This is a genomic window from Paraburkholderia sp. BGA-UO-ETr-F21, assembly GCF_059567925.1.
In genome coordinates this window covers 34,764-48,245 of sequence record NZ_JCAQOY010000037.1, presented here as the reverse complement: position 1 = coordinate 48,245, position 13,482 = coordinate 34,764, and the positions used below count along the sequence as shown (strand labels likewise).

Below are 13,482 nucleotides of genomic sequence, written 5' to 3'. Positions count from 1 at the left end.
CAACTCACCGAATTTTTTCAGCGCATCGAAATAGCGATTCGGTGCGCGTATCCCGCCCTCATAGGGGCGCTCCGAGACAAAGGAACCAACCATGATCCAGACCCGACTCACCCGGATGCTAAACATCCGCTATCCGATCATCCAGGCGGGGATGAGCTGGGCATCGTCAAACGCGGCGCTGCCGGCCGCGGTGAGCAACGCGGGCGGACTCGGCGTGATCGCTGCGGGCCCGATGTATCTTGACGCGTTTCGCGACGCCGTACGTGAAGTAAAGGCTGCCACGAACGGCGGGGTATTCGGCGTCAATCTGCCACTTTATCGTCCGCAGGCCGAGCTCTTCCTGGACGTGATCGAAGAGGAGCGCGTGCCGGTCGTGTTTGCGTCGCAAGGCGGTCCGAAGGCGCATCTCGAACGGTTTCGGCGAATCGGCACGCATTGGATTCACGTGGTTTCGACGCTTGAGCACGCGCGCAAGGCAGCAGCCGCGGGCGTCGATGCGCTCGTCGTCGTGGGCGCAGAAGCGGGCGGCCATCCGCCGGCAAACGGCGTGAGTACGCTGATTGCCGTGCGGCGTGCCGTACTGGAGTTTTCCGTGCCGATCGTGGCGGGCGGCGGTGTCGCCGACGGCTATGGCGTCGCCGCGCTGCTCGCGCTCGGCGCGGATGCGGTGCAGCTTGGCACGCGCTTCATCGCGACACGTGAGTCGGGCGTTCACGAGAACTACAAACACGCCGTGCTCGACACTGAGATCGACGGCACCGTGCTTGTCGGCGTGCGAAACCTCCCCGTGCGCATGACGAAAAACCGCTTCGCAGACGACGTACTGCACGCCGACGAGCACGAAGCTGATGACGAGGCCTACGATGCACTTTTCAAGAGCAGCACGCTCAGGCAGGCGGCGCTCGATGGTGATATTGAACGCGGCAAGGTGGAGCTAGGCCAATCAGCCGGTCTGATCAAAGATCTGCCTGGCGCCGCTGAAGTCGTGGCGCGCCTCGTCGCCGAGTATCGGGAGGCCGTGGGGCGGCTCATCGGCTGATTCACGCAGGAGCTGCTCAGCGCCGCTCCGACTTCGATTAGTTGGGGGCGTCCGCGTCGTTGGAATCGCTATACGACATTCATTTCGTATGCCTAATTATATAAAGGAGAATTTAATAAATGAAGAACACATGTGCGTTGGCAGTTACACTCGCCTTCACGTGCGCAGCCCACGCGCAAAGCAGCGTCACACTGTACGGTTTGATCGATACGGCGTTATCGTGGCAGACGAATCAGGTTGGATCCACGGCAGCCAACGGACGTGCCACCTCCAGCGGCAGTTCCGTGGCGCTCGGGCCGGGTTTTTTCAATGGGTCTCGCTGGGGCCTGCTCGGGTCAGAAGACCTGGGCGGCGGAACGTCCGCGATCTTTCGCATCGAGGCGGGCTTCAATCCGACGACCGGCGTGTCGTTGCAAGGCAACAGGGAATTCGGACGGCAGGCTTTCATGGGCCTCAAGGGGAATTTCGGGCAGTTGACATTCGGCCGGCAATACAGCGTCCCGTTCGACACGCTGCTGCCCTTCGATACCATCGGTTGGGGCAATTCAGCGGCAAGTGACGTATGGGTTCAGCTGCTCGCGGGCTCGCGGCTCGATAACACCGCAAAGTACGTGCTCAACATCGGCCAGTGGAAGTTTAGCGCCGCGTACTCTTTCGGCGGCCAGGCAGGTAGTGTGTCACATGGATCGACGTATGCAGCTGGTGTCAACTATCAAGGAAGCGTGTTCTCCGGTGGACTGACCGCGCAGCAAGCGAAGGATTTTGCTGGCAACAAGCAGTCGAATCTCGGTGCGGGCGCAGGATTGGTGACCGGGCCGCTCATTTGGTACGGCTATTATCTTTACACTCGTCGCGACGGCGCTTTCACGCCGACCGCCGGGCAGGACTTCTCGCCCACCTACGGCACTTACACCCAACTCTACACGAATCCCGGCAACACCAATGTCGGATCGAGCAGCGAGCCGCGCACCGATAATGTCTTCCAGTTCGGTACGACATGGCAGGCGACGCCGGCAGTTCAGATCAAGGCGGCAGCGATCTACGATCTTGGCCGGCATGTCAACGCGAACGGCGAAAGCGGCAATAAGCTCTCCGCATTCCTGACTGGCGACTACTCTCTCTCGAAGAGAACGGACGTCTATCTTGCCGGTGCGTACAGCAAGGTGAGCGCCACGTTTAACGGTCCATTCGCTGGCCACGATAATAGTACGTCCGTGACGGCAGGGCTTCGTCACCGCTTTTGAGCACCCGCAAAAAGCTACAGTCCAGGCGGGGTCGCGAGCGTTGGCAGTCAATAAACGCTCGCGGAACAGTCGAGTCCCGCATAGGGCTGCGAGGCATGAGCGACGCTTTTCTGGGAGCAATCAGCTGCTCTCCGGGTTCGAGTCCCGAGGTCATGACGGCATCTAGCGGACGCTAGAGACGTTGGGTGTTTTCGGGCCCGCGAAGCACGATTTTATTGACGGCAACATTGATGTCGGCAATGCTCGAAATGCAGATCTGATAGTTTTCCCGTTGCATTGCGAGGACAGATGCGCTCACCGAGAATACCAACACCGGGTAGACCTGATTCAGGTCTCTGCGCGAGCGAAGCTAAACGCGCACATCGCAAATATTGCGGCGCCGGGACCTACGGGGGACGCTTTAAGGCCCGAGAGCGTTGAGGTCGGCGGTCGAATGGCCGTTTGCTGACGGGGAGCCGCCATCTGAATGTTCGAGCGACGCGCCGGATGACCGTCTCTTAATGGCCGGACCGGGTCCGATGCGAACCGAGATCGATCACCGATCGCAACGGGCGATGCGAAAGGCGGAGACCGACCCAGTGCTCGACACTGTGGGCGAGGCACCTAACACTGCCTGGCTGCGGTATCATCGCGACCCATGCTCAAGGGCTCCTGGATGCAGCCACCAATGTCCGACCAGAACTATCAAGCGATCCTCGAACAGATCCATCGCGACATCGAACCGTGGCGCACCGCGGGCCGCGCCGCGGACTACATTCCCGAACTCGCGAATGTGCCCGCCAACAGCTTCGGCATGGCCGTTGTCACGACCTCGGGGGACGTGTATCGCGTGGGACAAGCCGATACGCGCTTTTCAATTCAGAGCATCTCCAAGCTATTCGCGTGCACGATGGCATTCAGGCTGCTGGGCGATGCGTTGTGGCAGCGCGTGGGCCGTGAGCCGTCGGGTACGGCCTTCAATTCGCTCGTGCAACTCGAAGCCGAGAGGGGCAAGCCGCGCAATCCGTTCATCAACGCAGGCGCACTGGTCGTCACCGATGTGCTGTGCCGCCGCTTCGTCAACGCGGAGACAGCGCTCGTCGAATTCATGCGGCGGTTGACGGGTGAATCGACCATCGACTATGACATGCGCGTGGCTCAGTCCGAATTGCAGCACGCACACCGCAATCGCGCGATGGCCCATTTCATGGCGAGCTTCGGCAACCTGGAGATGCCGCCCGAGGCTGTCGTCGATGCGTATTGCCGTCAATGCGCGATATCGATGAACTGCGTCGAACTGGCGAAGGCCATGCTCTTTCTCGCCAACGGCGGCGTCGCGCCGATCTCTGGCGAACGTATCCTCGACGCGAGTTCGGCCAAACGTCTGTCCGCTCTTATGCTGACATGCGGCACGTACGACGCGGCCGGTGACTTCGTGTATCGCGTCGGCTTGCCAGCGAAAAGCGGCGTGGGCGGCGGCATCGTCGCGGTGCTGCCGGGGGAAATGGCCGTTTGCGTCTGGTCGCCCGGACTCGACGCGAACGGCAACTCACTTGCGGGCGTTCAAGCGCTTGAACGGCTGACCACGCTTACCGGGCGGTCGATTTTTTGAGAACACCGGAGTCCGGGTCATTCGGCAAGCGTCGACTCACGCTGAGCGAGTGCTACGTGAAAGGCTGGGACCGCCCCACATCAGCCGTTCGGGCTAGCGGAAGATCACTGCCGGCTCGCGGCCCTCTTTGCGGTCATTAGCAACCGTCCAGCGCGAGTTGAACACGCGCGAGACCTGTCATTGTGTGGGGCGATCGCTGCGCGCGATCAGGTTTCCCTTCAGCGCCGCGCTCATCGGCATTTTGAGGTTTGCTCCGCGCGGTGGAATCGGCGATTCGAACCACTTTGCGTACAGGCGCGCGAACTCGCCGTTTTTGATCAGCCGGGTCAGCGTGCCGTCGACGAGCCGCTTGAACGCCGGGTCATCCTTTCGCACCATACACGCGTACGGCTCGATCTGCAGCGCTTCGCCGACGACTTCCCACGTATCCGGGTCGCTAGCGTTCGCACGTAGCCCGTAAAGCAGAACGTCGTCAAGTGCAAGCGCCGCCGCCTTGTTGTCCGCAACCTCCTTCAGAGCTTCGGCATAATCCTTTGTCAGTACCACGTTTGCATCGACATGCAGCGCGTCGAGTTGTCGACGTAGGGCCTTTTCATTGGTGCTGCCGCCGACGGTCGCGACGACCTTGTGTGCGAGATCGGCGTAATCGCCGATGCGTGATTCACGTTTGGCCATTAGGCGCGTACCGGCGTAGAAATAGTTGGTCGAAAACGTGACTTCCTTGCCACGCGCCGATGTATTTGTCGTCGATCCGCACTCCAGGTCAACGGTGCCATTGACGAGCAGCGGAATTCGGTTTTGCCCGGTAACAGGCATGTAGACGGTACGTAGGTCAGGTCTTCGAAGTACCTTCCGGACGTCATCGACAATTGCTTCGGTCACTTCCACCGAAAAACCAACCGCCTTGTGCGGCGTCAGGAGATAACTGAAGGGCACCGCAGATTCTCGATACGAAACTACGATCTGATTGGTTCTGGCAATCTTGTCCAACGTCTGCGCATGAGCAGCCGTCGCCGCGGCATGGCCGACAAACAATGCGGCGAGCGCCGCAAGCGAACGATGGATCATGATGCCTCCCTGGTCGAGATATACGCGCTCAGCGATGCGTTCTTACTTTTACGAGTCGTCGCGGCGCGGTAGTCGGGCCAAACGTTGCCCACATCCCATCTAGCACCTATCAATTCGGCCCGTAAACCACCATAGGGTCGAATCGACCGCGTCTGATTGATTCAGATCAACGGCTTCGCTCTGTTGACGCTCACCTCGCAATCAGGACTTGGCCCATCGATCGTGGCTTCGGAGCGCAGAACTGCGCCAACCGGGGGCATGGAATCGTTCGGACGACCGCAAACGACCGATGACGTAGCGTTCAGCTTCGTCGCCAACGACCGGAGGCTGAGCAGAACCGACGTCTGAACGGCCGAGCCATGCGCTAGGCGAATGACGCTTCATGGCCTAACCCGGGCCGACGCGAGCCCCGCAGATCGCTGATCGCTGATCGCAGCAGATATGCGAAAGGCATGGACCGACCCGAACCGGGCCGTCGTGCGTCGCATTCGAGCGACCGCTCTCAGCTGGCGAGCGGCCGTTTACCGATGGAAGCATCGCGATCGCATTCGGACCATGCCTGTGCGATAGGGGCCACCTCGAAGGTGCGGCTCACTTGCCGGTTTTCCGCCGTACTTTCATGACACTTGCGTCTCTAGTCTGCGATATGGATTACATCGCCCTGTTTGAGAGACAGGCCTCAATTTCCCGGAATCCTCGCAGCGCGATTTTCATGTCACGCTTTCGCGACGGCCGCTTCATCTTCCGAACGGAATCCGTCGCCGTGGTGGCTGCTGGCATCGCCAACCCGAATACCTTCGGTCGACGACGGCGCAAGGACGCCTTCCCATTTCGCGACCGCCGCCGAAGCGACAGCATTGCCTAGCACGTTGGTCGCCGTGCGTCCCATGTCGAGAAAATGATCGACGCCCATGATCAGTAACAGCCCGCCCTCGGGGATATTCAACTGGCCCAGCGTCGCAGCGATCACGACCAGTGACGCACGCGGCACCGCGGCCATGCCTTTGCTCGTCAGCATAAGAATCGCGAGCATCGAGACCTGTTGTATGAATGACAGATGAATGCCATAGGCCTGCGCGATGAAGAGCGTTGCGAACGTGCAGTACATCATGGTGCCATCCAGATTAAACGAATAGCCGATGGGTAACACGAAGCTCGCGATCCGTTTCGGAACCCCGAAACGCTCAAGTTGCTCTAGCGTTTTCGGGTACACGGACTCGCTGCTCGCGGTGCTGAAACCGATCAGCATCGGCGCGCGCATGAAACGCACCAGCGCGAACACCCGGCGCCCGAGCAATGCGCCGCCCGCCAATATCAGCAGAAGCCATAGCGCGATCAGACTTGCGTAGAACTCGCCCATGAAGCGGCCATAAGTGATGAGGACCGATACGCCACGGGTCGTCACGACATTCGCGATCGCGCCGAACACCGCAAACGGTGCGAGCGCCATCACGTAACCCGTCACTTTCAACATGACGTATGAAACCTGATCGAGCACGCGCACAATGAGTTGCGACTTCTCGCCGAGCGTCGTGAGTCCGATGCTGAAGAAAGCCGCGAATACCACGATCTGCAGGACTTCGTTGCTTGCCATCGCTCCGACAATACTGCTCGGCACGAGATGCACGACAAATTCCTTCAGCGACAATGCATTCGCATTCAACCCGGACGATGCGTTCGCCGCTGGCAAAGGCAGGCCGAGCGCGCTACCTGGGTGAAGCCAGTTGGCGATCAGCGCGCCAAACAGGAGCGAGATGAACGATGCGACGAGAAACCAGCCCAGCGTTCTGAGTCCGATGCGGCCGACAGCGTGAACATCGCCGATCCTGGTTACGCCGATCACGAGCGTGCAGAACACCAGCGGCGCGATGATCATCTTGATAAGCCGCAAAAACAGTTCAGCGAACAGCGAGAAATAGCCGCCGACTTGAGTAGCGGCGTCGGCGCTCGGCAACAACGCGTGACAGGCGACGCCCGTTGCGATGCCGAGCAGCATCCCTGCAAGGATGCGCGCAGTAAGAGGGAATTTCATGAGTGACTCCAATCTGTCCGCGGTGAAGGACATTGACGAGATGTTTTAGGAAGGGAGGCGCGTATAAGCCAGATAAGCGACGGCCGCGTCCTGTAGCGCGATTCCGACCGCCTTGTAGATCACGATGTCGGTGGCGTCCGCGGCGCGATATTCATCGGCGCTAATGACGGACGATAGATCCACTATCGGCCGGCTCTCGATCAACGCCCGCGGCGGGCGCAGCAGATCGCCCGTTTCGAACGGCGTCTGCTGCGTCCAGTCGACGACGATGCGCGACGCTGCGAGCAACGATGTATCGTCGATTTCGCGCTGGTCGGGACGCGTCGCGCCGATACTCACGACGAGTGCTCCCGGTCGAAGCCATTCGCCGCGTATCACCGGTTCGGAGGCGCGTGTTGCAAGCACGACGATGTCGGCGTTGGCGGCCTTATCCGCATCGACAACCCGGGCGTCGAGGTCGAACCGCCGCTCGAGGCTGTCGGCGAGAGCATGCGCGGTTGCGGCGTCGTGACTGTGAATCATCACTTCGCACAAACCGGTTCGGTCGGCGAAGGCCTCGGCATGAGCCCGTGCCTGCACACCGCTGCCGAACAGCCCCAGCCGGCGGCTGCCCGGACGCGCCAGGTATCGCGCCGCAAGCGCGGTCGTCGCGGCCGTGCGCATACCCGTGATCGCATCGCCTTCAAGCAACGCGACGAGTGCGCCGTCGGCTAGCGAAAACAACGCGATGTAAAAGCGGAACTGGCCATTGATCGTCGTGTACATTTTTGTCGCCGCGATCTGCGCGGATCCCAGCATCGCACTCATTGCGCTGAACTTCACGTCGGGTAATCCAATGCGAGCACGCGGCTGAATCGCGGCTGCGCCGCGCTGCAGATCGAGATAGGCGGCCCGGATTGCGTTCGAAGCCGAGCGTACGTCAAGTCGTGCCGCGATCTGTTCGTTGGTGAAGATCTTCATTGCAGCGGCTCCAGCGTCGTGCTTTCCACCGCGCCACTGATCCAGCAGCCCGCGTCGGGGTCGTTGAGGTCTCGCATTTCCACCTCGATGCGGGAGGGCTTGCCCATCGCATGGCCTTGATGCACGGTCATGCCCGATTCGCCATCCGCGAGCAGTCTGTAGTGCAACGCGCCGTACAGCGTCGCGGCTGCGGCAATGCCCGTCGCGGCATCCTCCGGATAGCCGGACGAGCGCGGAAACTGCCGCGCGTGTACATTGAGCGGATACGTGCCTTCGACTGCAAACGGATACAGTCCTGTCGATCCGAGCGCGTCACACAACGCCTGCACATCGTCGAACGAAGGCGTCAGTGCATGAAGGCGTTGCAGGGAGCGAAGCGGTATTAGTGTCTTCGTCCGGCTCGTCGTGGCGTTGACGATACCGAGCGAATCCAGATCGTCGGCGTCGATGCGCAGCACGTCGCATATCGCGGCGTGCTGCCATTCGTCTTCGACCGATTGCACGATGCCTTTGGGCTGACTCACTTCGATGAATTGCGTGCTTTCGTTGAAATGGGCGTCGACAATGCCGCTCAACGTTTCTAGCGTCGCGACGCGGGACGTCCAGCGGCCGAGCCTGCGCAGAAGCCACAATGCGCCGAGCGTCGCATGACCGCACATTTCCATCTCGTGCTGGGGGACGAAAAAGCGCAGACGATAGGTGTTGGCGGTATCGCGCGGTGCGCATACGAATGCGCTTTCGTGACCATAGCTCGCGGCGATGGCCTTCATCTCGTCGGCGGACATTGCATCGGCATCTAGTACAACGGGCGCGGGGTTGCCGCCGTATGGTCCCTCAGGAAAGACGCGCACGAAATGCAGGTCGCCGCGAATTCGCAATGCGGTTGGGACAGGGGGCAATGACGATGGGTCTTTTGCAACAGACATGAACAGGCTCCGGCGTGTAAGTGTCTCCAGCATGCCGAAGCAAAAACGATGTTTCGCCGCCTGTCGGGCCACCGGAATCACACAATCGGGCCAATCGCCTGTTTGGCCCAACACAAGGGTGTCCGCCCGCCTCCGTGTTTTCCCTGAGAAACGGGCCCTACGCCCCGTTTCTCGTGTCGCATTGCACGGAGATTTGACGCGCTATACTGAGCTTTCCATCGATGCAACCGCTCGCAAATCGCCGCTGCGGCTGGCGGCTGCGCATCGTTCATGGCGCACCTGAGGTTGATTACGTGAAGCACTATGCGACCGCACATACCCATCTGTCCGGAGATCGCGTCGCCGATGTCCGGCAGGTCTCGGTCGGCGATTACCGCACGCAGCCGCACGAACATGACGAGTACATGTTTTTGCTGCCGCGCACGGGCCAACTGATCCTCAACGTCGAATCGAATGCCGCGCCGTTGCGCGTGGCGCCGATGTCGTTCGTCGTGGTGCCGCCGCGGCGCCTGCATGACACGCACGGCTACCGTGCGCAGCAGGAGCACGTCGCCGTCTATGTGGCGAGCGATTTCGTTGCGTACTGCGAGCGCAAGGCGCACAGAACGCTCTCCTGCGCGCGAATATCGATCTGGTCCGCGCCGTTACCGCTGCTCAATGCAGTCCGCCTCGCCACCGAAACGCGTGCTCGCAGTGGCGGGGAACTCGCTGCCTATCGCAGGGATCTGACTGCGAGGATGGTGGCCGCCACATGCGTCGAGGCGGGACTTACCCCGAAACATGTGCCCTTGACGGCCGTCGACGCACGCCGGGAACTCGTGAAAGACATCCAGACGTTTCTCGATTCGACACTCGATCAATCCATCAGCCTTGATCGCATCGCTTATGAATTCGGCCTGTCGCGACGCACGTTGACGCGAATGTTTCGCGACGTGACCGGCGAATCCATCGTCGACTATCAATCGCAGCAACGTGTGCGTCACGCTTCGCTTCTGTTGCAAACACCCGGCGTGACGGTCGTTATGGCTGCGGCAGCCGTCGGGCTCGATTCGCCGTCGTATCTCGCCCGGCTGTTCCGGAAGTACGGACACGGTCTGCCGCGATGCTTCAAGGTGTGACCTCGAACACGCGCTGGATTGTCAGCAAGTGACCGATAATCTTGCAGTGTCGTGCTGGCAAGCAAGCGCCGTTTGTCGATGCCTTGGCGCAGCACGTTGTGCGGGGCGGACATCGACCGTCGTCGAAGCAACGCCCGATCGCAACGCCAATGTCGCAAGTGAGGTATGGACCGATCCCGTGCGGCCAGCTCAGCACTATCTGTTCCGAATGAAATTCTGAAAGAGCGCGCTTCGAGCTGACGCGGAGAGCGATGTCTCTTACATGCAGCTATGCGGTCATTCAACTGCACCATGGAAAGGACCGGTTATGGCCGATCACGGCCCGATGCTGATTGGATAGGGTGCTCGCCAGAGATCGACTCGCGGCGGACCGTCACCGACCCAGAGCGGCCGGCGAACTAAAATGACCTCAATGACGGGTTCCCGGGTGTTTCGGTCGTCCGCGTTGTATCGAGTCACGGACGCGGTCTTCGGGGTAATGGGAATATGGACAGAGAACGGCTTTACGACGAAGCGGTCGGCAATATGGAGCGAACCGTTCACGATCTTGAAGGATTCATACCACGCGATAGTTCAGAAAATGGCTCGAATCGTCAGCGCCCTCCGAGCGGCGCGATTACTTCGCGCGCACGGCTTTATCCAAGAGCAGGCCGACCTCTGCCCAGCGCGGTCGGCTCAGCACGACCCCGTTGCAGACATCCGGCCACGCGGGATCAACGTCGGGTTCTTATCGCAAAACAGCCACTTAAAGCTACCAAACCGAGTCTTGCGGAAAACGCGGAAACCAGGGGAATTGTCGTCGCGCTCGAGCACAACGGCACAATATCTCTACCGCAAAAGCTCGACTATCACGACATCGGTGTCGTCTCGCGCAACCATCGTAAGTTGCGCTTCATCGCTGACGACGACGCCATCGCGCGGCGCGAGCCGGACCGGTCCCACGTCAACCCGACCATGATCGGTAACCAGATACGCCGAACCTGGCGTCGACAACATGTGATGCACCATCGTGCCTTCGCGTAGCGTGGCGATGCGCACGCGCACGTCGGCATTAACGGGAAGCGCCCCCGCGCACACATCTTCTGGATCGCCACTCGCCAGCGTGACGAAGTGACCTTCGCGACAACCGCGCGAACAAATACGCGCCGCCCAACGTGGCGTGCCACCCGGCGTGCGCGGATGCAGCCAGATCTGGAATAGCCGCGCCGGCACGTTTTCCTCGTTGTGCTCGGTATGATGGATCGCGGCGCCCGCACTGATCGTCTGCACGGAATCGGCGACGAGCCGCGCGCGATTGCCGGCGTCGTCTTCATACGTGATCGCCCCCGAACGCACCCACGTCACGATCTCCACGCCGCGGTGAACATGCCGGTCGAAGCCCGAGTGCGGCGCGAACGCATCGTCGTTCCACACATAGAGTGCGCCGAGCGGCGCATGGTTGGCGCGTCCGCATTCGCCGAGGCGGAAATGCAGTCGCGTATCGAGCGAGTCGCGCCTGACTGCGCCAAGCGAAAGGTAAGGACGATGTTCGAACATGTCGTGAATCCGTTGAAGACGCGCGTACGCTCGGGCGCGGATGCGATCGGCGAAGACCGCATCCACGCGCCCCGCCTGCGCTTAGATCTGCTGCTGCCCACCATCGACGAACAGCTCGATGCCGTTCACAAAGCTCGCGTCGTCCGAGGCAAGGAACAGCGCAGCGCTCGCGATCTCGCCAGGCTCGCCGAGGCGCCCCATCGGGATCTGGGCAGCCAGGTAATCGGCAAGACCCTGGCGTTGGGCTGCATCGTCACCAGCGAGGTCGAGCAGGCCGGGCGTGCGCGTCGCGCCCGGGCTGATTGTATTTACGCGGACGCGGCGATCCTTCAGATCGAGAATCCAGCTGCGTACGAAGGCGCGCACCGCGGCTTTCGAAGCCGAATACACGCTGAATGCAGCCGTGCCCGCGCTGCCTGCCGTTGAACCGGTAAGAATCACCGACGCCCCCTCGGCGAGCAGCGGCAACGCTTTTTGCACCGTGAATAGCACGCCCTTCACATTGCGATCGAAGGTGTCGTCGTAGTGTTCTTCGGTGATGCTGCCAAGCGGCAGCATCGAACCGCCGCCAGCGTTCGCGAACAGCACGTCGAGATGCCCCTGTTCTTCCTTGATCTGCGCATACAGCGCGTCGAGCTCACCCAGCTTTGTGGAGTCGACACGTACCCCCGTCGCATTGCCGCCTGCTTCGCGGATGCCCTTCACTGCGGCATCCAGTTCGGCCTGACGGCGGCCGGTGAGGTAGACGTGCGCGCCTTCTGCCGCGAAACGCTGTGCGGTGGCGAGGCCGATGCCGCTGGTTGCGCCGGTAACGAGTGCAATCTTGTTGTCGAGCTTGCGTGCCATGGTGCTTCTCCTTTCGTTCGGTAAGTGGATGACTGCGTTCGGTGTTGCGTGCTGCGATGTGAGGAGAATATCGACGCCCAAAGCTTTTCGAAATAGAATTGATTGCAATCCAATGTTGCAAAAATGAAAAGATGAGAGGAAATGACGAAGCTGCCTGATTTCGAAGGACTCGCTATGTTCGCGAAGGTCGCCGAGGAAGGCTCATTCGCGGCCGCGGCGCGCGCGATGGGCGTGTCGGTGGCGACGGTGTCGCGCGGCGTCGCCCGTCTCGAAGACCGGCTGGGCGCGCGGCTCTTTAACCGCACGTCGCGCCAGCTCTCGCTCACCGAGTTTGGCCGGACGATCTGCGAGAAGGCCGGAGAGATCTACCGTCAGGCTGAAGAAGCAGAAAGCGCCGCGCGCGAGATGTCGCTGCAGCCGCGCGGACTGGTGCGCCTGGCTGTACCGATGTCGTTCGGGTTGCGCTGGGTCGCGCCGCTGCTGCCCGCATTCTTTCGCGCGTACCCGGAGGTGTCGATCGACCTGCATCTTTCGGATGCGTCAGTCGATCTGGTTGCCGATGGGTTTGACGCCGCACTGCGCATTGCCGCGCTGCCTGATTCGTCGCTGGTGGCGCGACGCCTGTGCGCGGTCACACAATTCGTGGTGGCGTCGCCCGCGTACCTGAAGCGCGAAGGGCGGCCCGCGCATCCGCGCGAACTGGCGGACCGGCCATGCCTTTCATACGCGTATCGCGCGCGCAGCGATTTGTGGCGCTTCACGAACGCGGCGGGCGAGGAGGAGCCGGTCATGCCGACCGGCCCGTTGCGCGTGACGAATTCCGATGCGCTGCTGCCCACGCTGCTCGACGGCCTCGCAATTGCCGAGTTGCCCGAATTCATCGCCGGCGAATATCTGGCCGATGGCCGTCTCGAAGCGATCCTCACAGACTGGTCACTGACGAAAGGCGGTCTTTACTTCGTCATGCCATCGGCGCGCGCACGTCCTGCGAAGGTGGCAGCGCTGTCTGATTATTTTGCGGAGCATCTCTCGGAGCCGTCATGGCGATGGCCGAAGTAACGCGTTGGCGAGATTGAGCCCACCCTCTGGATAACCGAAGATCATTGCATTTGTGCAATGATA

General features: G+C 61.1%; 11 protein-coding genes. 5 read left to right on the top strand and 6 right to left on the bottom strand.

Translation table 11 applies throughout. The features are described from left to right. The first annotated feature begins 91 nt into the window (after positions 1-91). From AC57B1_RS23860 to AC57B1_RS23850, 3 genes are all read left to right on the top strand, one after another. Complete coding sequence (locus tag AC57B1_RS23860) at positions 92-1,039, top strand: NAD(P)H-dependent flavin oxidoreductase (RefSeq protein ID WP_496418887.1); 948 nt, start codon at positions 92-94, stop codon at positions 1,037-1,039. 119 nt (positions 1,040-1,158) lie between these two features. Beyond that, complete coding sequence (locus tag AC57B1_RS23855; protein WP_496418886.1) at positions 1,159-2,283, top strand: porin; 1,125 nt, start codon at positions 1,159-1,161, stop codon at positions 2,281-2,283. 667 nt (positions 2,284-2,950) lie between these two features. Then, on the top strand, positions 2,951-3,874 hold the full coding sequence (locus AC57B1_RS23850) for a glutaminase (protein ID WP_496418885.1): 924 nt from the start codon (positions 2,951-2,953) through the stop codon (positions 3,872-3,874). 177 nt (positions 3,875-4,051) lie between these two features. Here the strand turns inward: AC57B1_RS23850 and AC57B1_RS23845 are convergent, their stop codons facing one another. The 4 genes from AC57B1_RS23845 to AC57B1_RS23830 all read right to left on the bottom strand — a co-directional run bounded on the left by AC57B1_RS23845 (position 4,052) and on the right by AC57B1_RS23830 (position 8,860). Beyond that, positions 4,052-4,942, bottom strand: a complete 891-nt coding sequence (locus tag AC57B1_RS23845; RefSeq protein ID WP_496418884.1) for an amino acid ABC transporter substrate-binding protein — start codon at positions 4,940-4,942, stop codon at positions 4,052-4,054. Positions 4,943-5,657: 715 nt separating this feature from the next. After that, entirely contained in the window at positions 5,658-6,974 is a 1,317-nt protein-coding gene (locus AC57B1_RS23840; RefSeq protein WP_496418883.1) for a dicarboxylate/amino acid:cation symporter, read from the bottom strand. 45 nt (positions 6,975-7,019) lie between these two features. After that, complete coding sequence (locus AC57B1_RS23835; protein ID WP_408352037.1) at positions 7,020-7,934, bottom strand: ornithine cyclodeaminase family protein; 915 nt, start codon at positions 7,932-7,934, stop codon at positions 7,020-7,022. Then, entirely contained in the window at positions 7,931-8,860 is a 930-nt protein-coding gene (locus AC57B1_RS23830; protein WP_408352039.1) for a PhzF family phenazine biosynthesis protein, read from the bottom strand. The genes AC57B1_RS23835 and AC57B1_RS23830 overlap by 4 nt, the downstream gene beginning before the upstream one ends. Before the next feature lie 221 nt (positions 8,861-9,081). Between AC57B1_RS23830 and AC57B1_RS23825 the strand changes: the two genes are divergently transcribed. Continuing rightward, positions 9,082-9,978, top strand: coding sequence for a helix-turn-helix domain-containing protein (locus AC57B1_RS23825; protein WP_496418882.1), 897 nt, complete (start codon positions 9,082-9,084; stop codon positions 9,976-9,978). Positions 9,979-10,806: 828 nt separating this feature from the next. Here the strand turns inward: AC57B1_RS23825 and AC57B1_RS23820 are convergent. Together AC57B1_RS23820 and AC57B1_RS23815 are read right to left on the bottom strand one after the other, a co-directional pair. Next, positions 10,807-11,514, bottom strand: a complete 708-nt coding sequence (locus tag AC57B1_RS23820) for a pirin family protein (RefSeq protein WP_496418881.1) — start codon at positions 11,512-11,514, stop codon at positions 10,807-10,809. An 81-nt stretch (positions 11,515-11,595) separates the two neighbouring features. Continuing rightward, on the bottom strand, positions 11,596-12,360 hold the full coding sequence (locus AC57B1_RS23815) for an SDR family NAD(P)-dependent oxidoreductase (RefSeq protein WP_496418880.1): 765 nt from the start codon (positions 12,358-12,360) through the stop codon (positions 11,596-11,598). Between the two features lie 141 nt (positions 12,361-12,501). Between AC57B1_RS23815 and AC57B1_RS23810 the strand changes: the two genes are divergently transcribed. After that, positions 12,502-13,419, top strand: coding sequence for a LysR family transcriptional regulator (locus tag AC57B1_RS23810; protein ID WP_496418879.1), 918 nt, complete (start codon positions 12,502-12,504; stop codon positions 13,417-13,419). Positions 13,420-13,482: the final 63 nt, after the last annotated feature.

What these genes read in the sequence shown, in the direction of transcription:
- AC57B1_RS23860 (WP_496418887.1), top strand. Translation starts at nt 92, where the DNA reads ATGATCCAGACCCGACTCACCCGGATGCTAAACATCCGCTATCCGATC.
- AC57B1_RS23855 (WP_496418886.1), top strand. Translation starts at nt 1,159, where the DNA reads ATGAAGAACACATGTGCGTTGGCAGTTACACTCGCCTTCACGTGCGCA.
- AC57B1_RS23850 (WP_496418885.1), top strand. Translation starts at nt 2,951, where the DNA reads ATGTCCGACCAGAACTATCAAGCGATCCTCGAACAGATCCATCGCGAC.
- AC57B1_RS23845 (WP_496418884.1), bottom strand. Translation starts at nt 4,942, where the DNA reads ATGATCCATCGTTCGCTTGCGGCGCTCGCCGCATTGTTTGTCGGCCAT.
- AC57B1_RS23840 (WP_496418883.1), bottom strand. Translation starts at nt 6,974, where the DNA reads ATGAAATTCCCTCTTACTGCGCGCATCCTTGCAGGGATGCTGCTCGGC.
- AC57B1_RS23835 (WP_408352037.1), bottom strand. Translation starts at nt 7,934, where the DNA reads ATGAAGATCTTCACCAACGAACAGATCGCGGCACGACTTGACGTACGC.
- AC57B1_RS23830 (WP_408352039.1), bottom strand. Translation starts at nt 8,860, where the DNA reads ATGTCTGTTGCAAAAGACCCATCGTCATTGCCCCCTGTCCCAACCGCA.
- AC57B1_RS23825 (WP_496418882.1), top strand. Translation starts at nt 9,082, where the DNA reads ATGCAACCGCTCGCAAATCGCCGCTGCGGCTGGCGGCTGCGCATCGTT.
- AC57B1_RS23820 (WP_496418881.1), bottom strand. Translation starts at nt 11,514, where the DNA reads ATGTTCGAACATCGTCCTTACCTTTCGCTTGGCGCAGTCAGGCGCGAC.
- AC57B1_RS23815 (WP_496418880.1), bottom strand. Translation starts at nt 12,360, where the DNA reads ATGGCACGCAAGCTCGACAACAAGATTGCACTCGTTACCGGCGCAACC.
- AC57B1_RS23810 (WP_496418879.1), top strand. Translation starts at nt 12,502, where the DNA reads ATGACGAAGCTGCCTGATTTCGAAGGACTCGCTATGTTCGCGAAGGTC.